A 23,711-nucleotide genomic window follows, 5' to 3' on the forward strand; every position below is an offset into this window, starting at 1 on the left:
CTTCCCGCGCTCGGGGGCGCGGGAAGGGGCTCATCGCTACCAGCGGATCGGCAAGGACTTCAGCCCGTTCTGGAAGTTCGACCGCAACCGCACCGGAGTACCGGCGAGCTCCACCTCGCCGAGCAGGTCCAGTACCGCTTCGAACATCGCCCGCAGCTGCACCCTCGCGAGCTGGGCGCCGAGGCAGAAATGCGGGCCGTGCCCGAAGGTCAGATGGTCGTTGGGCGTACGGCCGATGTCGAAACGGTCCGGATCCTGGAAAACGGCCTCATCGCGGTTCGCGGCGGAGAACCAGACGACGACCTTGTCCCCAGCCCGGATGTCCACATCGGACAGCCGGACGTCCTCGGTCGCGGTCCGGCGAAAGTGCATGACCGGCGTCCACCAGCGCAACATCTCTTCCACCGCACCGGGAAGCAGCGAGCGGTCGGCCAACAGCCGCTGGTACTGCTCCGGATGCGACAGCAGCGCGAGCATCCCGCCGGGAATGCCGTTGCGCAGCGTTTCGTTGCCCGCCACGGAAAAGAGCCAGAACAGGTTCTCGAACTCCGCGATCGACACCCGTCCGCCGTCGTCGACGTGGCTCATGAGATTGCTCATCACGTCGTCGCCGGGGTGACGCCGTTTGTACTCGCCGAGCGCGGTGGCGTAGGCGTAGAGGTCCGGCATCCCGGCGCGGGTGCGCGGATCGGGCATCGCGCCGTCCGGCCCCGGAACCGGTCGCACGGCCAGCGCCTCCCGCGCGAGATCGGTGACCTGGTCCGCCTCGACGGTCGCGCTCACCGCGTAGTCGGCGTCCTGGTAGCCGATCACGCGATTGCTCCAGTCGTACATCAGCCGCCGGTCCTGTTCGGGGATCCCGAAGACCTCGGCGAGCGTCAGCAGCGGGAGATCGGCCGCGACGGCGGCGAAGTCGCATCGGCCGTCCGCGGCGACCGCGGTGATCAGCTCCCTTGCCCAGCCGTGGATCCGCGCGGTCAGCCTGCCGACCGCGCGCGGGGTGAACGCCTTGGTGAGCAGGCCACGCAGCCGGGCGTGCTCCGGCGGATCCATGTTCAGCATCATCCGGCGGACGTACTCGAGGTCCGGTCCGGTCGCCGGATCCCGGATCTGCGTCCCGCCGAGGTACGAGGAGAACAGTTGTGGGTTCCTCAGCACGTATTTGACGTCCGAATGCCGCAGTACGGCCCAGAAATCGTCCACGCGCACCACCGGTGACCCCCGGCGCAGCGACGCGAGGTGCTCGTACGGAACGCCCCGGGTGTAGGTGTCCGGATCGGTGATCACGACCCCGAGACTAGCTCGCGGCCGGGTGGCTGGGGAAAGATCAGTGGTTGTGGAGACACTGAAGATGCGCACCGCCGGAACCGACGGCCCCGCCGTCCTGCTGCTGCATGGCCTCGGCGCGACGGGCGCGGTGTGGGACGGCCTGATGCTGCAGCCCGGCTACCGCTGGCTGGCACCCGATCTGCCAGGGCACGGCGCCTCACCGCGGTTGGCGCACTATTCCTTCGGCAGCCTCGCCGGGGCGGTCGCCGACGCGCTCCCGGAACGCGGTCCGCTGCTGGTGATCGGTCACTCCCTTGGCGGAGTGGTCGGGCTCGCGCTGGCCAGTGGCTGGTTCGGGCTCCGGATCGACGGGATGCTCGCGATCGGGGTCAAGGTCGAATGGAGCGAGTCCGATCTCGCCAAGGCCGCCGACATGGCGGCGAAACCGCCCAGGGTGTTCCTGACCCGTGAGGACGCCGAACGAGCGTTTCTCAAGATCGCCGGCCTGACCGGGCTGGCCGAAGCGGACCCCGACGGCATCGTCGAAACCGAAGGCGGGTGGCGGCTGACCCTGGACCCTCGCGCGTTCGCCGTCGGCGCGCCCGACATGCCCGGCCTGCTCGGCGCGGCGCGTTGCCCGGTCGCCCTCGCCGCCGGGACACACGACCCGATGAGCAGTGTGGACCAGCTTCGCGCCCTCAGCCCGGCTTCAGCGGAGCTTCCCGGGCTGGGCCACAACGCCCATGTCGAAGACCCCGCCGTGCTGCTGGCCTTCCTCCGGCAATTCGTCCTCTGAACGCGGGGAGTCTTTAGCGCCGGATGCGGCCCAGGACGGCGATGCCTTCGGCGATGTCGCTCGCCGGGCTCGCCCCGTAGCCGAGGACGAGTCCGGGATTCATCGGCCGCTGGCAGTGCCACGACAGCGGCTGCACCTTCACGCCCTCCTCCAGCGCTGCGGCGGCGAAGTCGAGGTCGGAGAACTCGCCGTCGAAGGTGATCGTCAGGTGCAGCCCGGCGGCCGCGCCGTGCACGACGGCGTCCGGGAGATGCGTCCGGAGCGCGTCGATCATCGCGTCCCGCCGCCTCCGGTGCCGTTTGCGCACGAACCGCAGCTGCCGCTCCATCTCGCCGGACTCCATGAGATGCGCGAGCACCAGCTGCGGGAGGACGGCGTTGCCGAGGTCGGCGAACCGTTTGGCCGCGACCACCTCGTCCCGGTAGCGCGGCGGCACCAGCATCCAGCCCACCCGGAGCGCGGGCGCGAGCCACTTCGACACGCTGCCCGCGTAACAGACCTGTTCGGCGAGCATCGAGCGCAGCGCGGGAACCGGCGGGCGGTCGTAGCGGTGCTCGGCGTCGTAGTCGTCCTCGATGATCAGCCCGCCGTCCGCGGCCCAGCGCATGAGCTCGCGACGGCGTTCCCCGCCGAGCACCACGCCGGTCGGGAACTGGTGCGCGGGCGTGAGCAGCACGGCGGGCGCGCCGCTGCGGACGAGCTCGGCGACGTCGATGCCCTCGTCGTCGACGCGGATCGGCGGCGTCGCCAGCCGCCGGTCGTGCAGATGCTGCCGCGCGCCCAGCGAACTCGGATCCTCGACGGCGATCTCGGAGATCCCGTTGTCGCACAGCACCTGTGCCAGCAGTCCGAGGCCTTGCGCGACCCCGGCGACGATCAGGACGTCGTCGGCGTCCGCGGTGATGCCCCGGGTGCGCGCGATCCAGTGCGCGATGGCCAGCCGCAGCGCGGGCGCGCCCCGCGGATCGCCGTAGCCGAAGGCGGCCGCCGAAAGGTCGTTGAGCACGGTGCGTTCCGCGCGCAGCCAAGCCGTCCTCGGGAACGCCGTCAGATCCGGTACGCCGGGGGACAGGTCGATCCTCGCCGGGGTCGACCGCAGCGAGTCGAAGACGCCGATCCCCGGGGCGGGCTGGAAGATCGTGCCCGCCGCTGGCGGTCCGGGCGTCGCTTGTTCCTTCGTCCGCGCGGGCGCGGCGACGACGACCGTGCCCGCCCGGCCACGCCCGGCGACGTGGCCGTCCTCGACCAGGCGCTGGTAGGCCTCGGTGACCACGCCGCGGGAAACCCGCAGGTCCGCGGCCAGCGCCCTGGTCGCGGGCAGCCTGCTGCCGACCGGCAGGCGGCCGTCGGAGATGGCGTGCCGCAGCCGCGACGCCAGCCAGTCCGACCGGCGCCCCGGTGGTGCGTCCCCGATGTCCAGCTGCAGGAAGTCCGAGCCCTCGGCAGTCACCTGATCATTGTGTCACTCGGGCTCGTAGGCGAGGTTCGGGCGCAGCCATTGCTCCATAGTGGACAGTTCGAGGCCTCGCCGGGCGGCGTAGTCCTCGACCTGGTCCTTGCCCAGCCGTCCGACGGTGAAGTACCGCGAGTCGGGGTGGGCGAAGATCAGGCCGCTGACACTCGCCGCCGGTGTCATCGCGAACGATTCGGTCAGCGACATCCCGAGACGGTCGGAGTCGAGCAGGTCGAACAGCTCCTGCTTCTCGCTGTGATCCGGGCTCGCCGGGTAGCCGAGCGCGGGACGGATACCGCGGAACTTCTCGGCGTGCAGATCCTCCAGCTTCGGCTGGGCGTCCGGCTCGAACCAGTCCCGCCGCGCCTTGAGGTGGATGTACTCGGCGAACGCCTCGGCGAGCCTGTCCGCGAGGGCCTTCACCATGATCGCGCGGTAATCGTCCTGCTTCGCCTCGAACTCGGCGGCGAAGTCCTCGGCGCCGAGGATGGTGACCGCGAAACCACCGAGGTGGTCGCCCGCGCCCGCCGGGGCGATGTAGTCCGCCAGACACCGGTTCGGCCGGGACAGTGGCTTCTTCGTCTGCTGGCGCAGCATCGGGAACTTGACGCCCGACTCCAGGATGATGTCGTCGCCCTCGGAGTGCGCGGGCCAGAAGGCGTACGCGCCCTTGGCCTGGAACCGTTCCTCGGCGATGATCTGGTCCATCAGGGTGTTCGCGTCGTCGAACAGCTCCCGCGCCACCGGGTTCTCGAGGATCGCCGGGTACTTGCCCTTCAGCTCCCATGCCAGGAACAGGAAGGTCCAGTCGACCATCTCGCGCAGCTCGGTGAGGGTCGGCGAGACGTACCGGACACCGGTGAAGGCGGGCGTCGGGATCTCGTCGAACGAGACCTTCTCCGGGTTGGCCCTCGCCTGCTCGACCGTGAGCAGCGGCGTCCGCTGTTTGTTCGCGTGCTGCTCCCGCAGCTTCTCCTGGTCCTCGCGGTTGTTCTTGTCGAGGATCTCGGCGCGGTCCGCGTCGAGCAGGTCACCGACCACGCCTACGACGCGCGAGGCGTCCAGGACGTGCACCGTCGTGCTTTCGTACGCGGGCGCGATACGGACCGCGGTGTGCTGGCGTGACGTGGTCGCGCCGCCGATCAGCAGCGGCAGTTTCAGTCCGCGCCGCTGCATTTCGGTGGCGACGTTGACCATCTCGTCGAGCGACGGCGTGATCAGGCCGGAAAGTCCGATGGCGTCGGCGCCCTCGGCGACGGCGGTGTCGAGGATGACCGACGCCTGGACCATCACGCCGAGGTCGATCACCTCGTAGTTGTTGCAGCCGAGTACCACGCCGACGATGTTCTTGCCGATGTCGTGCACGTCGCCCTTGACCGTCGCCAGGACGACCTTTCCGTTGCCCTGGCGGGTTTCGACGCGGCCTTCGAGGCGAGCCTTCTCCTTCTCGGCCTCCATGAACGGTTCGAGGTAGGCCACCGACCGTTTCATCACACGCGCGCTCTTGACCACCTGCGGCAGGAACATCTTGCCGGAACCGAACAGGTCCCCGACGATCTTCATGCCGTCCATCAAGGGACCTTCGATGACCTCGAGCGGCTTCGGCAGCAGCTGCCGCGCCTCCTCGGTGTCCTCCTCGATGAAGTCGACGATGCCGTGCACCAGCGCGTGGCTGAGCCGCTCCGCGACCGGCTTCTCCCGCCAGGAAAGGTCGACGACCCGCTGGGTTCCCTTGCCGTTGACCGTTTCCGCGAACGTGACCAGCCTGTCGGTGGCGTCCTCGCGGCGGTCGAAGAGCACGTCCTCGACCAGTTCCAGCAGATCCTTGGGGATGTCCTCGTAGACCGCGAGCTGGCCGGCGTTGACGATGCCCATGTCCAGTCCCGCGCGCACCGCGTACAGGAGGAAGGCCGAGTGCATCGCCTCGCGTACGACGTTGTTGCCGCGGAAGGAGAACGAGAGGTTCGAGATACCGCCGCTGATGCGCACCCCGGGGCAGCGTTCCTTGATCCGGGGCAGCGCGTCGATGAACGCCTTGGCGTACCCGTTGTGCTCGGAGATGCCGGTCGCGACCGCGAGCACGTTCGGGTCGAAGATGATGTCCTCGGCGGCGAAACCGGCCTTCTGCGTCAGAAGGTCATAGGCACGCCCGCAGATCTCGACCTTGCGGTCGGCCGTGTCGGCCTGGCCTTGTTCGTCGAAGGCCATCACGACCACGCCCGCGCCGTAGTCGCGGATGCGCCGGGCCTGCTGGAGGAACTGCTCCTCGCCTTCCTTGAGGCTGATGGAGTTGACGACACCCTTGCCCTGCACGCACTTCAGCCCGGCTTCGAGCACCGTCCAGCGCGAGCTGTCGATCATGATCGGCAGCCGCGCGACCTCGGGTTCGGTGGCGATGAGGTTGAGGAACGTGGTCATCGCCTTTTCGCTGTCGAGCAGGTCGGCGTCCATGTTGACGTCCAGCAGGTTCGCCCCGCCTCGGACCTGCTCCAGTGCGACGTCGACGGCGGCCTGATGATCGTCGGCCTCGATCAGCTTGCGGAACTTGGCGGATCCGGTGACGTTGGTCCGCTCGCCGATCATGACGAACCCGGTGTCCTTGCCGATTTCGAACGGCTCGAGCCCGCTGAACCGGGTACTCGGCCGCGGCTGCGGGACCACCCGCGGCGCCATCCCGCGTACGGCGTCGGCGATCTCCTTGATGTGTGCGGGAGTCGTACCGCAGCAGCCGCCGACGACGTTGACCATCCCCGCCGTGGCGAAGTCGCCGAGCAGCCCGCCGGTCTCCTCGGGCGTCTGGTCGTAGCCACCGAAGGCGTTCGGCAGACCCGCGTTGGGGTGGCAAGCGGTGTAGGTCCCAGCCAGGCGGGACAATTCGGCGATGTGCGGGCGCATTTCCTCGGCGCCCAGCGAACAGTTGACGCCGACCAGCAACGGTTCCGCGTGCTCGATGGAACTCCAGAACGCCTCGACCGTCTGCCCGGACAGCGTCCGGCCGCTCAGGTCGACGATCGTGACCGAGATCCACAGCGGCAGATGCGGCGCGACGTCGCGCGCGGCGGAGATCGCGGCCTTGCAGTTGAGCGTGTCGAAGATCGTCTCGATCAGCAGCAGATCGACGCCGCCCTCGGCGAGCGCCTTGATCTGGTCGGCATACGCGGCGTACACCTCGTCGAAGGTCACCGCGCGGAACGCGGGATCCTCGACCTTGGGCGACAGCGACAACGTGACGTTCAGCGGCCCGACCGACCCGGCGACGAACTTCCCGCCCGCCGCGTCCGCGGCCTCACGCGCGATCTGGGCGCCGCGGAGGTTCATCTCGTACGCGAGATCCTCGAGCCCGTAATCCGCCTGGCCGATCGTGGTGGCGGTGAACGTGTTCGTGGTCGTGATGTCCGCGCCGGCGTCGAGATACTGGCGGTGGATGTCGCGCACGACGTCCGGCCGGGTGATGTTCAGCAGGTCGGGGTCGCCGGTGATGTCGCGGGGGTGATCCTGGAACCGCGCGGTGCGGTAATCCTCGGGTTTGAGACCGGCGTTCTGGAGCATCGACCCCCACGCGCCGTCGAGCACGACGATGCGCTCATCCAGCAGCTTTCGCAGGGCGGTCGTTTCCATCCAGCGCTCCTCCCATGTGGTGGGAGGCGCCCTTGCGATGAAGTCCGGGGCCGAGCGTGGCGGACCCGTGGTCCGTTGCAGCGCCTCTCGACCTTGGCGACGAGCTTACCGGACTCACACAAGGGCCTTCGCGGGAATTGCTCAGCCGCTGGCCAGAACGGGTTCGGCCTCCCGGACTGTGGGATTCGACGGCTCGGGCTCGCCGCGACCGCGGGTCCTGCGCCAGGTGACCACCTTGCGGCCGACGTCGATCATCGGCACCTCGACCCAGCGGTACAGGACGTCGGAAACGATGAGGGCGACGACGGTCACGGCGAGCGCGGTCAGTGTCCGGTGGGTACCCAGCTGGGGAATCGACAGCATGACCACCGACGCGGCGACCCCTTGCAGGAGATACACCGAGTACGACCGTTCGCCGATGAACCGCATCGGCGGTGTCGAGAACAGCCAGGCGATCGGGCCGCGCGGAATCAGCGAGGTGATGAACAAGGCGACCAGTACGGCGTAGGTGGTGCCGCCGACCGTGCCGCCGTCCTGGAGGAAGGCTTCCACGTCCGTGACGTGGGTCTGGAGTACGACGAGCGCCACCAGCAGCACGAAGCCGGCGATGGGGTGGGTGAAGACGCGCAGGATCGCGAAACCCTTGCGGTGGTGGAGACCGATGGCGAGAGCGCAGCCGATGAGGATCGGCGAATAGGCACCGGCGTACGGCACCACCGGGATCAGCGCGATCATCAGCGCGCTCAGGCCGATCGCCAGGCCCAGTCGTTTCGGGAAGCTCAATGCGGCGATGCCGAAGGCCAGGAACGGCCACACGAGGTAGAACTTCTGCTCGACACCCAGCGTCCACGACTGACCGAATGTTCCGTTTTGCGCGAATTCGTTCGTGAAGGTCAGGAAGTACGGCATCGCATTGGAAAGCCCGCTCGAGGTGTACTGGCCACGCAAGTACGTGAACACCACGACGATGGCTAGCACGGCGAAATACACCGGGAGAATGCGGAACGCGCGACGGATATAGAAGTCGGCGAGCGAGATCTTGCCGTTTCGGTCCTCTTCGCGGAGGGCCAGCGTGGTGATCAGGAAGCCGGACAGGACGAAGAACAGGTGTACGCCGATCCACCCGTTGGCCATGGCCCAGGTCGGCCCTCCGTAGTGGTACACCACCACGAGGAGAGCGGCGATCGCGCGCAGGCCGTCGAGGGCCGGAAATCTCTTTGTGGCGAGATACTGCTCATGAGTCATCATCACTGGACCCCCAGGAACGTCACCGGCTGCTGACCGGCAAGGACACGCCACTCTAAAGGGTGAATTTCTGGTACCTGTGAGGGGGCTATGGATTCGCCGGTGTCGATCGACCATGCCTGTTGGAGATTTGCGAACTACCCGGATGTGTGGCACTCGATGTGCCTAAAGCGAGTTCGCGGGAACGGCTTGATGTGACGGGAAGCGTGCCCTGGTCGCCAAACGGAAGCGTCGGGTGGTGCCGTTACCGGATTTCGGCAACGGCGTGGTCCTGAATTCGCGAGGCCGGGGTCGTGAGTGGCGTTTCGGGTTCTGGCCAAGGGTGTTTTAGGTACCTGCGGCGGGTGGGTCCGGTGACGGCCGGGCCGTGAAGGACTCCTTGAGGGACCCAGAGTCCCTCAAAGTTCCCCTCACCCGTCGCGGACGACCATCACGAGCCTCAGCAGCACCACCAGACACAACAGCTGCGCGTGAAGGACCCCTTCCCTCGGCTCAGCCGAGGAAACTCGACCTTCACACCTTCCCCAGTACATGATGGCCCCCTTCCCCGCGCCTAGCGCAAGGAAGGGGGCCATCATGTACCTCACGTCAGCAAGGCCGCAGGACACGAGTAGGTACCTAAGAGAGGGTTCGCTCTAACCCGAATCGCCACTCACGACCACCGCCACTCGACGCTCTACCGTCGGCCACTCAACTCCAGTTCCAGATCAGAAACCCACGGTCGCCTTCTGGATCTTCACCGGCTTAGCGGGCAGCCCATCCGCGGGCCCGTTCGGATCCGTCGGGATGATCCCGTTCGCCACGATCCGGTCCAGCACCTCCATGCCCCGCACGACCTTGCCCATCACCGAGTAGTTCTTCGGGATGTTCGCGAACGAGTGCACGATGAAGAACTCGCTGCCGTTGGTTCCCGGCCCCTGGTTGCCCATGGCGATGGTGCCGCGTTCGTAGGTCTCGGTGCCGTCGACCTCGTCCGGGAACTTGTAGCCCGGTCCGCCCTTTTCGGCTTCGTAGATGTCGCCGCACTGCAGGACGCCGAGGCGCGCGGAGTTCGTCAGCCGCCAGCACTGGCTGTGGTCGTAGAAGCGCTGCAGCGCCAGGCTCGCCAGGTTGTGGACGGCGCACGGAGCGGCGCCCGCACGGTTCAGGCGCACGGTCACCGGGCCGTAGTTGAAGCGGAACGTGACGTCCACGGTGCCGCGGGTCAAGGCGAAGGGGAGCGGGCGCAGGACCGGGCGGGCCGCGGGGTTTTCCGGCGTCGGCGTGAACTCGCAACGCACGATCGGCAGAGACGCCGGGGCGGGCGCGGCGGTGGCCACGCCGGGCAGCAGGACGGCGGCGAGTGCGGAAACGACAGCGGTGACACCCCAGCGCAGCTTCATGAGGGGGAACTTAACCCAAAAGGGTGGTCATCGGGTAGCGCTTCACGCGGGTCGCGCTGGACCTGCCGCGTGGTCGGTCCGTGAAGGCCTCCTTGCCTACCCTGAAGGTAGTGAAGGAGGCCTTCACGACCTCGGCGATCGCCACAACGCCCCGACGGGAGGACCTTCCTGTACTTCGTGCGGGTGAGGGTAGCCGTGAGCCATCGGTCCAGGTGGTCGTGACCGGCGATTCGGGCTAGAACCCGAATCGCCACTCACGACCAACGGAGCCCAATGATCACCGCCGCTTGCCTCGCCCTCACGCTCGTCCTGCTCCCGCCCACCGAGATCCGGCCCGACCAGGTCGACCACGTCGCCCTGCCCTGCGTCCAGGCAGGCCCGTCGGCAGACGACGGCGACACCGCCAAAGCGCTCAACCAGCAACTCGGCACCAAGATGCGTGGCTACATGAACCCCTACAACACTTCGTGCGCCAGAGTCGTCGTGGAATCCGTCCGGAGAGCGGGCCTCGACGACCACGCCGCGGCCATCGCGATCGCCACGGTCATCGTCGAATCGAGTATCGCCAACCTCGACGGCGGGATGGGCGACTCGGTCGGGCTCTTCCAGCAGCGTGCGAGCTGGGGTTCCTTCGCGCAGCGGACCGACCCGGTCTGGGCGACCGGAAAGTTCCTCGCGGTGATGCGCCAGTTCTACCCGAACGACTCGTGGAAGGCCGCCTCCATCGGGGACGTCGCGGCGGCGGTGCAGCGACCGGCGCCGAAGTACCGTCACCGCTACGGGGTCGAGGCGCCCGACGCCGTCGTGATCGTCAACGAACTTTGGGCCCAGGACGGCAATTGGCCCCCGTCCTCGAAGGAGAGCGGGGGCCGCTGAAGCCGCGTCGGACCTACTTGCGCCAGGCCGTGCGCCGCTTGCGGATGTCCAGCACCAGCGCGAACATGACCGTCAGCGACAGGCCGATCAGCCACAGGTTCTCGGTCCAGCCGTGGTGGTTGCCGTACAGCATCACCAGCAGGATGATCGCGGTCAGCCAGCCCGCGACCCGCGTCGCCTTCGGGAAGGAACCGTGCCAGCCCCACTCGGCCGACGGCTCGTCGCGGGGGTCAACGGTGTCGACGCCCACCCGGCCGCGCTTTTCGACCGCCTTGCTCGCCACGATCAACTCCTCAAAACCCGATGGTTCGCTTGCTCGCGAATGATCCCACACCTGGCTGCACGCGCCCGACGGGGCCCGCGCGACAATGACACCCGATGACTACCTCGCGAAGTGTGCTCGTGCTCGGTTCGACCGGTTCGGTCGGCGCCCAGGCCCTCGACGTCGCGGCCCGTAACCCGGAGCTGTTCCGGGTCGCCGGGATCGCCGCGGGCGGCTCCGACCCCGCCGCGCTGGCCGCGCAGGCCCTGGCGCACCAGGTCGACGCCGTGGCCATCAGCAGGCCGACGGCCGTGGAAGACCTGCAGCTCGCGCTGTACGCCGAGGCACAGAAACGCGGCTACTCCAGCGGCGACTTCAAGCTCCCGCGCATCTTCGCCGGGGCCGACGCGGTCATCGAGATGATCGACACCACCCCGGTCGACGTCGTCCTCAACGCGCTCCCCGGATCACAGGGGCTCCCGCCGACCCTGCGCGCGCTCGCCACCGGTGCCACGTTGGCGCTCGCCAACAAGGAGTCACTGATCGCGGGCGGGCCGCTCGTGCTGGCCGCGGCCAAGCCCGGCCAGATCGTCCCGGTCGACTCCGAGCATTCGGCGATCGCCCAGGCCCTGCGTGCCGGTCGTGAGGCCGAGGTCGCCAGGCTGGTCCTCACCGCCTCCGGTGGGCCGTTCCGTGGCCGCAAGCGCGCCGAGCTGGCCGACGTCACCGTCGAGCAGGCCATGGCGCATCCGACCTGGTCGATGGGGCCGCTCATCACGATCAACTCGTCCACCCTCGTCAACAAGGGCCTGGAACTGATCGAGGCGAAGCTCCTCTTCGACATCGAGACCGACCGCATCGACGTGGTCGTCCACCCGCAGTCGATCATTCACTCGATGGTGACCTTCGTGGACGGCTCCACGATCGCCCAGGCCAGCCCGCCGGACATGCGGCTGCCGATCGCGCTGGCCCTGCACTGGCCGGACCGCGTCCCCGGCGCCGCGGCCGCGTGTGTCTGGGACAAGCCCGCGAGCTGGACTTTCGAGCCGCTCGACAACGAGGCGTTCCCCGCCGTCGAGCTGGCCAGGCACGCCGGGACCGTCGGTGGCTGCGTCCCGGCGGTGTACAACGCGGCGAACGAGGAATTGGTCGCCGCTTTCCTGGCACAGAACACCGGCTTCACCTCGATTGTGGACACTATTGCCCAGGTGGTGGAAGCCGCCGACGAATGGCGTCGCGAACCTCGCGACGTGGATGACGTACTTGCTGCCGAGCGCTGGGCTCGCGCGCGTGCCGGTGCGCTGATCGGTAAGGGGAAGTAGCGCGTGGTCTTCATTCTCGGGATCGTGCTGTTCGCGCTGGGCATCTGCCTGTCGGTCGCGCTGCACGAGGCCGGTCACATGTGGGCGGCCAAGGCCTTCGGCATGAAGGTCCGGCGCTACTTCATCGGCTTCGGGCCGACGATCTTCTCCTTCCGGCGTGGCGAGACCGAATACGGTCTCAAGTGGATCCCGCTCGGCGGCTTCTGCGACATCGCGGGGATGACCGCGCTCGACGAGGTCACCCCGGACGAGTCGAAGCGCGCGATGTGGCGCTTCAAGACCTGGAAGCGCACCGTCGTCATGTCGGCGGGCTCGGCGATGCACTTCATCCTCGGTTTCATCATCCTCTACTTGATGGCCGTGACCATGGGCCTGCCGAACCCGGCCGCGCAGGCCGCCCCCACCGAGGCCGTGATCAGCGCCACGTCGTGCGCCCGCGCCGCGACGACCATGGAACAGCTCAACGACACGTCCTGCCCGCCCGGCGCCCCGACGCCGGCGAAGACCGCCGGCCTGCAGGCAGGCGACAAGGTGGTTTCCGTCGCGGGCAAACCGATCAAGACCTGGCGCGAAATGCTCGCGGCCGTCCAGGTCGCGAGTGGCCCGACACCGTTCGTGGTCGAGCGCAACGGGCAGCGGATCGATCTGACCGTCGACGTGCCGAGGGTGCAGCGGCTGGTCGCCGACGGCACCAACAAGACCACGGTCAAGGACGTCGGCATGATCGGTGCCTCGCCGGTCCAGAACACCGCACCGGCACTGCTGACCTACGGCCCGGTCGACGCCATCGGCGGCACCCTCAGCTTCACCGGCACGATGTTCTCGGAGACCGCCAAGCGGCTGATCGAGTTCCCCTCGCGGATCCCCGCTGTGGTGGATTCCATCTTCGGTGGCGAGCGCGACCCGAACACCCCGGTCAGCGTGGTCGGCGCCAGCCGGATCGGTGGCGAGGCCGCCGAGCGCGGCCTGTGGGAGATCTTCGTCCTCCTGCTGGCGAGCCTGAACTTCTTCATCGGTGTGTTCAACCTGCTGCCGCTGCTCCCGCTCGACGGCGGGCATATCGCGGTCGTCTGGTACGAGCGGGTCCGGGACTGGTTCCGGAAGATGCGGGGCAAGGCGGCGGGTGGTCCGGTCGACTACACGAAGCTTTCCGCGGTCACGATGGTGCTCGTCTTCATCGGCGGCGCGGTCACTCTGCTCACCGTCACCGCCGACATCGTGAACCCGGTCAAGCTGTTCCAGTGACGGCGGCCGTCGATTACGGAGCGCGCTGTCAGTACCGTTGGGCTGCCCAGGTAATGCTGCTCACCGTGACGGCTGACGTCGTGCGTGTCCGCCGATCGGGGTAGGTACGCTTGAAGGCGTGACTGTCGCTCTTGGTATGCCAGCGCTTCCCCCTCCCGTCCTCTCCGAGCGTCGCAAGACCCGACAGCTGCAGGTCGGGCCGGTCGGCGTCGGTAGCGAGCACCCGATTTCGGTGCAGTCGATGACGACCACGCTCACCTCCGACGTCAACGCGACGCTGCAGCAGATCGCCGAGCTGACCGCCGCGGGTTGTGACATCGTCCGCGTCGCGTGCCCGTCGGCGGACGACGCCGAAGCGTTGCCCGCGATCGCGAAGAAGTCGCAGATCCCGGTGATCGCCGACATCCACTTCCAGCCGAAGTACGTCTTCGCCGCGATCGAGGCCGGTTGTGCGGCGGTCCGGGTGAACCCGGGCAACATCCGCAAGTTCGACGACCAGGTCAAAGAGATCGCGCGGGCGGCGAAGGACCACGGCACGCCGATCCGGATCGGGGTCAACGCGGGTTCGCTGGACAAGCGGATCATGGACAAGTACGGCAAGGCGACCCCGGAGGCGCTGGCGGAGTCGGCGTTGTGGGAGGCGTCGCTGTTCGCCGAGCACGACTTCCACGACGTCAAGATCTCCGTGAAGCACAACGACCCGGTGGTCATGGTGCGCGCGTACGAGATCCTGGCCGAGCAGTGCGACTACCCGCTGCACCTCGGTGTCACCGAGGCCGGCCCAGCGTTCCAGGGCACCATCAAGTCGGCCGTGGCCTTCGGCGCGCTGCTGCGGCAGGGCATCGGGGACACCATCCGGGTGTCGCTCTCGGCGCCCCCGGTGGAAGAGGTCAAGGTCGGGATCCAGATCCTGCAGTCGCTCAACCTCAAGGAGCGCAAGCTCGAGATCGTGTCCTGCCCGTCGTGCGGCCGCGCGCAGGTGGACGTCTACACGCTCGCCGAGCAGGTGACCGCCGGGCTGGAGGGCATGGAGGTCCCGCTGCGCGTCGCGGTCATGGGCTGCGTCGTCAACGGCCCCGGTGAAGCGCGCGAGGCCGACCTCGGTGTCGCGTCGGGCAACGGCAAGGGCCAGATCTTCGTCAAGGGCGAGGTCATCAAGACCGTGCCCGAGCACGCCATCGTCGAGACGCTGATCGAAGAGGCCATGCGCATCGCCGAGGAGTCGGGCCAGACGATCGGCGAGGGGGAGCCCATCGTCAGCGTCGGCTGAGTGGTCGAGACCACGCAAGGAAAGGTCCTTTCCTCGCAAAATTTGCGAGGAAAGGACCTTTCCTGGCGCATGGGGGCCTCCACCAGCCAAGGTTCTCTCAGCGTGTCGTAAAGCTTGCGTTCCGTTTAAGCCGCTCATCTGGCACTCTGGAGTGGTGTTGCGGCTTGCAGGTGCACGGCTGCTCGATGATCGGGACTATCCGGCGGTCCGTGCCGCGCTCGCCGCAGACCCGGTCAGCAGCTGCATGGTCAGTGCCAGGGTGGAGACGGCGGGTCTCGACCCCTGGCGGCTCGGTGGTGAGCTCTGGGCGGCCGATTCCCGTCCGGTTCGCGCCGGCAGGCTCCAAGGCCTGTGCTTTTCCGGGCCGAATCTGATCCCCTTGCGCGGCAACGCCTCCGCGTTGCGGTCCTTCGCCGATCGCGCCCTGCGCCGCCAGCGCAGCTGCTCCTCGCTGGTGGGCCCGGCCGAACAGGTCCTCGGGCTGTGGGACGAACTCGAGCCGGAATGGGGCCCCGCCCGCGAAGTCCGGCACGACCAGCCGCTGATGGCGCTCGACGGGATCCCGGCCGTGGCCTCGGATCCGCTGGTCCGCCCGGTGCGCCCGGAAGAACTCGACCGATACCTTCCCTCCGCGATCGCCATGTTCATCGAAGAGGTCGGGGTCGACCCCCGCAACGGTGACGGCGGCGCCGGTTATCGCGCCAGGGTGGCGGAACTGATCGCCGCCGGTCGCGCGTTCGCGCGGTTCGAGGACGGTGAGGTCGTCTTCAAGGCCGAGATCGGCGCGATGTCTTCGACGGTCGGCCAGATCCAGGGTGTCTGGGTGCATCCGGAACGACGCGGCGGCGGTCTCGGCACGGCCGGGACGGCGTCCGTGGTGACCAGGCTCGTCCGCGGGATGAACCGCACCGCGAGCCTGTACGTCAACGCCTACAACGGCCCGGCGCTCGCCGCCTATCGCAAGATCGGCTTCCAGCAGGTCGGGCAGTACGCGACGGTTCTTTTCTGAGTCGGCGTTTCGTCCGGTCGGAAACCGGCGGGGCTGGCAGGATCCGGTGCATGCCAGCAGGTCGTCGTGTCTCCGTCGTCATGCTCGCGGGAGTGGTCGGCCTGGCCGCCGCCGGCTGCGGCCTGTTCGCCGATTCCGGCCCCGAAGACGCCATCACCGGCTTCCTCGACGGCCTCGCCTCCGGTGACACCGCGGCCGCGGCCTTCTTCACCGATTCGCCGGACGCCGCGCGGTCGTCGCTGGAGATGGCGCGGAGAGCGCTTTCCCCCGAGTCGATCAAGGTCGCGGCCAAGAATGTCCAGCACGCGTCCGGCGCGGACGACGGGACGGCGACCTACGAGCTCACCTGGAACCTCCCCCGCGGCCGGGTCTGGACCTACCAGGCCGACGCCCAGGTGCATTCCACTCAGGACGGTTGGAAGGTGCGGTGGCTGCCGACGGCGCTTCACCCGCAACTGGCCGCGCAGCAGACCATCGCGCTGAAGTCCGAGCCGCCGGATCTCGCCCCGGTCCTCGATCGCGACGGACTGCCGTTGCTGCGCCCGCAGACCGTCGTCAGCGTGGTCCTCGACCCGGCGAAGGCCGGGGATCTTGTCGCGGTCTCCGACAAGCTCGGCGCCGCGCTCAATCGCTTCGAACCTTCGGTGACCGGGCAATCCATTCGCGACGGGGTGAAAGCGGTCAAGCCCGGAGCCGGTTATCCGGTGATGATCCTGCGGGCGAACGACTACCAGCAGGTGAAACCCGAGATCTACGACCTGCCCGGCGTCCGGTTCAGCCAGCAGGACAGGCTGCTGCCCGACGACAAGAACTCCGGCAAGCAGGTGCTGCCCGCCGTCCGCTCGCTCGTCGAGGACCAGGTGGACGGTGCGGCGGGCTGGCGCGTCGTCACGCTCGACGTGAGCGGCGGCGAGATCATCGATCTGCACAACGAACAGCCCAAACCGGCACCCGCGGTGGTGAGCACGCTCAGTGTGAAGACACAGGGGTCGGCGGAGCGGGCGCTCGCCCCGCTCCCGACGGCCTCCGCGCTGGTCGCGATCCAGCCGTCGACCGGCGAACTCCTCGCCGTGGCACAGAACGCCCCGGCCGACGCGCAGGGCGCGATCTCGCTCAGCGGCCGGTTCCCGCCGGGTTCCACGTTCAAGGTCGCCACCGCCGTCGCGGCGTTGTCCGCGGGCGTGGTGCAGCCGGGCAGCCCGGTCGACTGCCCTGGCACGGCCACCTTCGAGAACCGGACAGTGCCGAACGAGGGCAAATTCGCCCTCGGCGTCATCTCGCTGTCGAAGGCGTTCGCGCATTCGTGCAACACGACGTTCGCGAAGCTCGCGACGGACCTCCCGCCCGCGGCGCTGACCGACGCGGCGCGGGACCTCGGCATCGGGGCCGACTTCGTCATCCCCGGCGTGACCACGATCACCGGCTCGGTGCCGCCCGCGAACACCGTCGCGCAGCGCGCCGAAAACGGCTTCGGCCAGGGGACCGTCGTGACGAGCCCGTTCGGGCTGGCGGTCGCCGCCGCGACGGTCCAGTCCGGGAAGGTCCCGGTGCCGACGCTGGTGCGGGGGATGGCCGCGACGTCGTCCGGCCTGGGAAAGCCGATCCGGCCGGAGGTGCTCGACGCCGTCCGCGGGATGATGCGCGAGGTCGTCACCGACGGCACGGCGACACTGCTCAAGCCGCTGCCCGAAGTCCGGGGCAAGACCGGGACCGCCCAGTTCGGCGACGGGACGCATGCGCACGGCTGGTTCGTCGGCTACACCGGTGACCTGGCGTTCGCGGTACTGGTCACCGACGGCGGGACGTCCAAACCGGCGGTCGAAGCGGCGCAGCGCTTCCTGACGGGACTCGGCTAGCGAGCAGGTCGTAGGCTGGGCTCATGTCCGTTCGTTCCCCCTTGAAGCCCGGCGTCCAGACGCCGAGGCGACTCGTCCCCGCCAGCATCGCCCGCCCCGAGTACGTCGACAGGCCGGCGCCGAAACGCGACACGGGCAACGGGGTCCGCACGCCCGAGGTGATCGAGGCGATGCGCGTCGCGGGCCGGATCGCGGCGCAGGCGCTCGAGGAGGGCGGCAAGGCTGTCAAACCGGGCGCGACCACGGACGACATCGACAAGGTGATCCACGAGTTCCTGCTGGACAACCACGCCTACCCGTCGACACTGGGCTACCGCGCCTTCCCGAAGTCGTGCTGCACCTCGCTCAACGAGGTGATCTGCCACGGCATCCCGGACTCGACGGTGATCGAGGACGGCGACATCTGCAACATCGACGTCACCGCGTTCATCGGCGGCGTCCACGGCGACACCAACGCGACGTTCCTGGCGGGTGACGTCTCCGAGGAGGCGCGGCTGCTGGTCGAGCGCACGCGTGAGGCGACCATGCGCGCCATCAAGGCCGTCCGGCCGGGCAGGCAGCTCAACGTCATCGGCCGGGTCATCGAGTCGTACGCGAAGCGGTTCGGGTACGGCGTCGTGCGTGACTTCACCGGCCACGGCGTCGGGCCGGCGTTCCACACCGCGCCGACCGTCCTGCACTACGAGGAGCCGTCGGTCGACACGATCATCGAGCAGGGCATGACCTTCACGATCGAGCCGATGATCACCCTCGGCACCATCGACTACGACATCTGGGCCGACGACTGGACCGTCACCACCAAGGACAAGAAGTGGACCGCCCAGTTCGAGCACACCCTCGTGGTCACCGAGGACGGCGCGGAGATCCTCACCCTGCCGTAGGTCTTGCGGCTTGCGCGTGAAGGCCCCCTTCCCTCGGCTCAGCCGAGGGAAGGGGGCCTTCACGCGCTCCTCGTCAGTCCTCGTCTCGCTCCACCCGGGCCAGCAGTTCGTCCAGGAAACCGCACGCCTCGGTGGCCGCCCGGTCGGCGTCGCCGTCGGCGATGGCCTCGGCGAGCCCCTCGTGGCCGATCTCCGGCAGGTACTCGCGCCCCGGCGTCACGTTCGACGTCGCGGCCACGCTGGCCGTGATCACCTCGGTGAGCCCGCGGTACATCTCGGTCAGCAGCGTGTTATGTCCACTTTGGACGACGGCGAAGTGGAATTCCGCGTCGAGCCGGGCGAATTCCTCCCAACGGCGCTCCCGCAGCTCTTCGTTGCGGCGTTCGAGCAGCGACCGGAGAGCGGTCACCTCCTCTTCGGTCCGCGACACGGCCGCGAGCCGGGCGCCTTCGACCTCGAGGATGCGCCGCACCTGCAGTACCTCGCGCAGCTCCGAACCGCACAACCGCCGGATCGCGCCCGAGACCTCGCTCGTCGCCCGCACGTAGGTGCCGTCGCCCTGCCGGACCTCGAGCAGTCCCGTATGCGCGAGCGCGCGGACGGCCTCCCGGACGGTGTTGCGCCCGACCCCGAGCTGTCCCGCCAGCTCCGGTTCGGTCGGAATCCGCTGCCCGATGGGCCATTCTCCCTGCGTGACGGCGTCACGCAGCTGCTCGATGACCTGATCTACCAGGCCGGCACGGCGCGTGGTGGCCAATGGCACAGCGTTGTCCCTTCATCCAATCATCCTATGTATGTGATACTAGCCGACGTGCGTGTCGACTCCCGAGAATCCGCTTCCCCGTTCGACGAGCGTCTTGAACTCGAAGGCGCGATCGAAACGGAATGGCGGCCGGGAGTGATCACCGGCGGTTTGCTGCTCGGTGTGGCGGTGATCCTGGTCGCGCTGAACCTGCGCCCGGCGATCACCAGTGTCGGCCCGATGCTCGGCGACATGCGCGCCGACCTCGGCGCCACGGCGACCTGGGCAGGCGTGCTCACCACGCTCCCCGGCCTCTGCTTCGCGGCCGCCGGTCTCGCCGCTCCCGTGCTGGCCCGCCGGTTCGGCGTCGGCGCCGCCATCGCTTCCGCGCTGTCGATCCTGGCCGTCGGCCTGGTGCTGCGGGTGCTCGACGGACCGTACGTCGTACTCGGGGGAACCCTGGTGGCCACGGCCGGAATCGCCTTGGCGAACGTGCTGATCCCAGTCGTCATCAAGGACTCCTTCCCGGCGCGTGTCGGCATGATGACCGGCGTGTACACCGCCGCTCTTCAGGGCGGAGGCGCACTGGGGTCCGCGCTCACCCCTCCCTTGGAGAACGCGTTCGGCGGCTGGCGCCAAGGTCTCGGCGCCTGGTCGGTTCTGGCGGTGCTCGCACTCCTCGTCTGGATTCTCGCAGCCCGCGGTACGGGGCGTGCGACCGTCGACGAGGCAGGCAAGCAGGGTAGCGGGCGATCGCTGTTGCGTAGCCCGCTTGCGTGGATGGTCACGCTTTTCTTCGGCACTCAGGCCTTTTTGGCCTACGTCGTGATGGGCTGGCTGCCGGAGGTGATGATCGACGCGGGGGTGAGCAAGGGTGACTCCGGCCTGCTGCTCGGGCTGATCTCGCTGATCGCCGTCCCGATCAGCCTCGTGGTCGCGCCGATGGCCGCGCGGCACCGCAGCCAGAGCGCGTGGATCGTCGGGCTGGGTGTCTTCGGCTTCGCCGGAATGGTCGGCATGATGCTCGCGCCGAGCGCCTCGCCGCTGCTTTGGAGCATCCTGATCGGCCTCGGGATGAGCGTCTTCTCCCTCGCGTTGACGGTGATCGCGCTGCGGGCGCGCACCGGAGCGGACACCGCGCGGCTTTCCGGGATGGCGCAGGGCATCGGCTACCTGATGGCGGCCGTCGGGCCCTTCCTGTTCGGGCTGCTTCACGACCTCACCCACGACTGGACCGTTCCCTGGATCATGATGCTCGTGGTCTTCGCCGCGCAGATGACCTTCGGTGCCTTCGCCGGACGTCGCCGCTTCGTCTGAACGCGTTCAAAAAACTTCTTGACCCCACGCCTGGCGGAGCCATACGCTGAGCGAGTTGAACCTGTTCAAAAACTCGGTTCTGGGGGTCGGCGTGGTGGAGGAACTGGCGTTGGGGACGGCTTTGGCCTGCTTCGCCGCCGTGTGCGTGGCGGTGGCACCGGCCCGGACGGCACCCGTTGGTTCGTCGTTCGAGTTCTACCGCGCCGTGGATCGGGTGTGCGTACGGGTGGGGGAGGACAGCAGCGCGGCGATCGAGCGTTACTGGCCGGACCCGGAGGGGGACGTCGCGACGGAGCTGCGCAAGTGGCAGCACTTCTTCGCGACGAAGGTGGACGACGCCAAGGACGTCCTCAAGGGGGCGACGGGGGTCCGCACGGTGCCGGGAGAAGCGGCATCGGCGCGTGAGGAGTTCTTGGCGGCCGTCCACCGGTACGTCGAGGCGGGCGAGCGGTTCCTGAAGGACGGGGCCCGCTCGGCCGCCTTGATGGGTGCCTCGGACACCGAGATGAACGCGGTGAGCGACCTCGCGGTGCGGCACGGGGCCCGCAGCTGCGAACGCGTCGTTTGAGGCCCGGAGGATGAGATGAACGGGACTTTCATCGCAAAATTTGCCATGAAAGTCCCGTTCATCTCACGCCGGACCTCAGTCCAGCGGCAGGTTCAGCAGCGCGTTCTCGACCAGTTCCGGCATCGCCGGGTGGATCCAGTACTGCCCGCGCGCCATGCTCTTCGCGTCGAGACCGAAGCTCATCGCCTGGATCAGCGGCTGGATCACCGACGACGCCTGCGGGCCGATGATGTGCGCGCCCAGCAGCTGCCCGGTGGCCGGGTCGGCGAGCAGTTTCGCGAAGCCGGTGGTGTCCTCCATCGCCCAGCCGTAGGCGATACCGGCGTAGTCCTGGTGCGACGTCACGTACGACACGCCCCGCTCGCGCGCTTCGCGTTCGGTCAGGCCGACCGAAGCGACCTGCGGTGAGGTGAAGACCGCGTGCGGGACGAACCGGTGGTCGGCTTCGATCCGCTCGTCCGGATTCAGCAGGTTGTGCTGCACGACGCGCTGTTCGTGGTTCGCGACATGCTTCAGCTCGAAAGCCGACGAGATGTCGCCGAGCGCGTAGATCCCGTCGACCACGGTCTGCTGGTACTCGTCGACCACGACGTGCCCGCGTTCGCCGGTGGTCACGCCGGTGGCGGCGACGTCGAGGAGGTCCGAGTTCGGCGTGCGGCCGGTGGCGACCAGCAGCACCTCGGCCTCGACGGTCTCGGCGCCCTGAGGACCTTCGAGGTCCAAGGCGATCCCCGACGAGGTCTTGCGGGCACGGACGGTCTTCCGGTCGAGCCGGACGTCGAACCGCTGCGAGGCCAGTTCGGTGAACCGGGCGCTGACGTCGTCGTCCTCGGAACGCAGCAGCGCGCCGGACCGGTTGACCACGGTCACCTTCACCCCGAACGAGGCGAAGACGTGCGCGAACTCGGCCGCGATGTAGCCGCCGCCGAGGATCACGATGCCGGCGGGCAGTTCGTCGAGCCGCATCACCGTGTCGGAGGTGTGGTAGCCGGTTTCGGCGAGACCGGGGATGTCCGGGACCACCGGGCGGCCGCCGGCGGCGAGCACGAACCGGTCGGCGGTGATCGTCTCGGCCGGGCGGCCGTCGGAGTAGCTGACCCGGAGTTCTTTGTGGCCGGTGAAGCGGCCTTCGCCCTCGTACACGGTGACGTTCTTGTTGTCCTCGTGCTCGACGCGGTATTCGCGGCCGCCGGCGGCGATCGGGTCGATCCGCCCGAAGATCCGGTCGCGGACGTCGCGCCAGCGGACCCCGGTCAGTTCCTCGTCGACGCCGAACTTCGCCGACGACGCCGGCGTGGCCGCGACGTTGGCGGCGTGCACGAACATCTTCGTCGGGATGCAGCCCACGTTCAGGCAGGTGCCGCCGAACGTGCCCTTCTCCACGATCGCCGTGTTCCAGTCCGCGAAACGCGGGTCGAGGATCGAGTTGCCCGATCCGGTACCGACGATCACCAGGTCGTAGTGGGGCACGCTGTCTTCCTTTGCGGCGGGAGCGGGTGGTTCCGACTCTAGCCAACCTGTCACGGTGACCGGTTGTTCCCGGTCGCGAACGAAGGTCCACCCGTTTCAGTGACACCGCATCGGGCCTTCTCCGATTAGGGTATTCGCGATCGCTTGTGTACGCGCTGGAGTCGTTTGATCACGGCCACGATGATCGCGATGGCCCAGTGCCGCGGCGCCCCGGCCCCTGCCACCAGATGGCAGCACGTACGCCCCGGTGAAGGGACAGAACATGCCCAAGAAGTCACGTCGCACCCTGCTGCTCGCTGTCGGAGCGGTGCTCGCGACGGCCGTCATAGTGCCGATCGGCCTCACCAGCGCGTCGGCGGACGACAGTGCGGTGAGCGGACCGGACAAGGCCGCCGAACCGAGGATCGTGGGCGGCGAAAAGGCTTCGGTCTCGCAGTACCCCTACGCGGTCTACTTGGCCGACCGCGGCGGTAACCAGTACTGCGGGGCGGTGATCGTCAGCTCCACGACGGTCGCGACGGCGGCGCACTGCGCGGTCGCGGTCAAACGCTCCGACGTCCGGGTGATCGCGGGACGGCAGGACAAGCGTTCGCGGGACGGCGTGGAACTGCGGGTTTCCCGGGTCTGGGTCAGCCCCGACTACAGCGGCGATCCCGGCAAGGGCGACGACATCGCGGTGATGACGGTCAGCGGCCAGCTGCCGTACCGGCCCGCGAAGGTCGCGGACAACGGTGACGCCGACCTGTACAGCGAAGGCACGAAGGCGACGGTCCTCGGCTGGGGCCGCGTCGCCGACGGCGGCGCGCGTTCGGACTACCTGCGCAGCGCGGTCGTCCCGGTGGTCAGCGACAAGACCTGCCGGAACGCGTACTCGGGCTACGACCCGAGCGACATGGTGTGCGCCGGGTACCCCGAAGGCGGGATCGACGCCTGTCAGGGCGATTCGGGTGGCCCGCTCGTCGTGGGTGACACGCTGATCGGGATCGTTTCGTTCGGCGAAGGCTGCGCGAAGCCGAACAAGCCGGGCGTCTACACCCGTGTCTCGCACTACGCCAACGAGATCTCCCAGCAGAACAGCCGAGGGCTGATCGGCTGATCGATGCCTTCTTCACGTCCGATGTGCTAACAAG

19 protein-coding genes are annotated in these 23,711 nt (G+C 68.4%); 11 read left to right on the forward strand and 8 right to left on the reverse strand.

Annotated elements, in window-relative coordinates; all coding sequences use genetic code 11:
• Positions 1-36 precede the first annotated feature (36 nt).
• Positions 37-1,287, reverse strand: coding sequence for a cytochrome P450 (locus ACZ5ZX_RS26290; protein WP_465504636.1), 1,251 nt, complete (start codon positions 1,285-1,287; stop codon positions 37-39).
• Positions 1,288-1,336: 49 nt separating this feature from the next.
• Here ACZ5ZX_RS26290 and ACZ5ZX_RS26295 point away from each other — a divergent pair, with 49 nt between their 5' ends.
• Positions 1,337-2,065 carry an alpha/beta fold hydrolase gene (locus ACZ5ZX_RS26295; protein WP_465504637.1) on the forward strand — a complete coding sequence of 243 codons (729 nt, stop codon included), beginning with the start codon at positions 1,337-1,339 and terminating at the stop codon, positions 2,063-2,065.
• A gap of 13 nt (positions 2,066-2,078) precedes the next feature.
• Here the strand turns inward: ACZ5ZX_RS26295 and pdxR are convergent, their stop codons facing one another.
• The 4 genes from pdxR to ACZ5ZX_RS26315 all read right to left on the reverse strand — a co-directional run bounded on the left by pdxR (position 2,079) and on the right by ACZ5ZX_RS26315 (position 9,763).
• Entirely contained in the window at positions 2,079-3,515 is a 1,437-nt protein-coding gene (gene pdxR, locus ACZ5ZX_RS26300; RefSeq protein WP_465504638.1) for a MocR-like pyridoxine biosynthesis transcription factor PdxR, read from the reverse strand.
• Positions 3,516-3,527: 12 nt separating this feature from the next.
• Positions 3,528-7,136: a methionine synthase gene (metH, locus tag ACZ5ZX_RS26305; RefSeq protein ID WP_465504639.1), complete on the reverse strand. Its 3,609-nt coding sequence runs from the start codon at positions 7,134-7,136 to the stop codon at positions 3,528-3,530.
• A 141-nt stretch (positions 7,137-7,277) separates the two neighbouring features.
• On the reverse strand, positions 7,278-8,384 hold the full coding sequence (locus tag ACZ5ZX_RS26310) for an acyltransferase family protein (protein WP_465504640.1): 1,107 nt from the start codon (positions 8,382-8,384) through the stop codon (positions 7,278-7,280).
• 704 nt (positions 8,385-9,088) lie between these two features.
• A complete protein-coding gene (locus ACZ5ZX_RS26315) occupies positions 9,089-9,763 on the reverse strand; it encodes a peptidylprolyl isomerase (RefSeq protein ID WP_465504641.1) in 675 nt (224 codons plus the stop codon).
• Between the two features lie 273 nt (positions 9,764-10,036).
• On the opposite strand from ACZ5ZX_RS26315, the gene ACZ5ZX_RS26320 reads away from it, so the two are divergent.
• On the forward strand, positions 10,037-10,639 hold the full coding sequence (locus tag ACZ5ZX_RS26320; protein ID WP_465504642.1) for a hypothetical protein: 603 nt from the start codon (positions 10,037-10,039) through the stop codon (positions 10,637-10,639).
• Between the two features lie 13 nt (positions 10,640-10,652).
• On the opposite strand, the gene ACZ5ZX_RS26325 is transcribed toward ACZ5ZX_RS26320, so the two are convergent.
• On the reverse strand, positions 10,653-10,922 hold the full coding sequence (locus tag ACZ5ZX_RS26325; protein ID WP_465504643.1) for a DUF2631 domain-containing protein: 270 nt from the start codon (positions 10,920-10,922) through the stop codon (positions 10,653-10,655).
• A gap of 95 nt (positions 10,923-11,017) precedes the next feature.
• Between ACZ5ZX_RS26325 and dxr the strand changes: the two genes are divergently transcribed.
• The 6 genes from dxr to map all read left to right on the forward strand — a co-directional run bounded on the left by dxr (position 11,018) and on the right by map (position 18,484).
• Complete coding sequence (gene dxr, locus ACZ5ZX_RS26330) at positions 11,018-12,223, forward strand: 1-deoxy-D-xylulose-5-phosphate reductoisomerase (RefSeq protein ID WP_465504644.1); 1,206 nt, start codon at positions 11,018-11,020, stop codon at positions 12,221-12,223.
• Positions 12,224-12,226: 3 nt separating this feature from the next.
• Positions 12,227-13,468: a M50 family metallopeptidase gene (locus ACZ5ZX_RS26335; RefSeq protein ID WP_465504645.1), complete on the forward strand. Its 1,242-nt coding sequence runs from the start codon at positions 12,227-12,229 to the stop codon at positions 13,466-13,468.
• Between the two features lie 118 nt (positions 13,469-13,586).
• Entirely contained in the window at positions 13,587-14,738 is a 1,152-nt protein-coding gene (ispG, locus tag ACZ5ZX_RS26340) for a flavodoxin-dependent (E)-4-hydroxy-3-methylbut-2-enyl-diphosphate synthase (RefSeq protein ID WP_465504646.1), read from the forward strand.
• A gap of 154 nt (positions 14,739-14,892) precedes the next feature.
• Positions 14,893-15,747 (forward strand): GNAT family N-acetyltransferase, encoded by an 855-nt coding sequence (locus ACZ5ZX_RS26345; RefSeq protein WP_465504647.1) that lies wholly within the window; start codon positions 14,893-14,895, stop codon positions 15,745-15,747.
• A gap of 50 nt (positions 15,748-15,797) precedes the next feature.
• Complete coding sequence (locus ACZ5ZX_RS26350) at positions 15,798-17,603, forward strand: penicillin-binding transpeptidase domain-containing protein (protein ID WP_465504648.1); 1,806 nt, start codon at positions 15,798-15,800, stop codon at positions 17,601-17,603.
• A 23-nt stretch (positions 17,604-17,626) separates the two neighbouring features.
• Entirely contained in the window at positions 17,627-18,484 is an 858-nt protein-coding gene (map, locus tag ACZ5ZX_RS26355) for a type I methionyl aminopeptidase (RefSeq protein WP_465504649.1), read from the forward strand.
• A 73-nt stretch (positions 18,485-18,557) separates the two neighbouring features.
• Here the strand turns inward: map and ACZ5ZX_RS26360 are convergent, their stop codons facing one another.
• Positions 18,558-19,247, reverse strand: coding sequence for a FadR/GntR family transcriptional regulator (locus ACZ5ZX_RS26360; protein ID WP_465504650.1), 690 nt, complete (start codon positions 19,245-19,247; stop codon positions 18,558-18,560).
• Between the two features lie 48 nt (positions 19,248-19,295).
• Between ACZ5ZX_RS26360 and ACZ5ZX_RS26365 the strand changes: the two genes are divergently transcribed.
• Entirely contained in the window at positions 19,296-20,543 is a 1,248-nt protein-coding gene (locus ACZ5ZX_RS26365) for a CynX/NimT family MFS transporter (RefSeq protein ID WP_465504651.1), read from the forward strand.
• A gap of 55 nt (positions 20,544-20,598) precedes the next feature.
• A complete protein-coding gene (locus tag ACZ5ZX_RS26370; protein WP_465504652.1) occupies positions 20,599-21,111 on the forward strand; it encodes a hypothetical protein in 513 nt (170 codons plus the stop codon).
• Positions 21,112-21,186: 75 nt separating this feature from the next.
• Here ACZ5ZX_RS26370 and ACZ5ZX_RS26375 read toward each other — a convergent pair whose 3' ends face one another.
• On the reverse strand, positions 21,187-22,581 hold the full coding sequence (locus tag ACZ5ZX_RS26375) for a mycothione reductase (protein WP_465504653.1): 1,395 nt from the start codon (positions 22,579-22,581) through the stop codon (positions 21,187-21,189).
• 262 nt (positions 22,582-22,843) lie between these two features.
• Between ACZ5ZX_RS26375 and ACZ5ZX_RS26380 the strand changes: the two genes are divergently transcribed.
• A complete protein-coding gene (locus ACZ5ZX_RS26380; RefSeq protein ID WP_465504654.1) occupies positions 22,844-23,677 on the forward strand; it encodes a S1 family peptidase in 834 nt (277 codons plus the stop codon).
• Positions 23,678-23,711 lie beyond the last annotated feature (34 nt).

It is taken from the genome of Amycolatopsis sp. NPDC033938 (assembly GCF_055575975.1).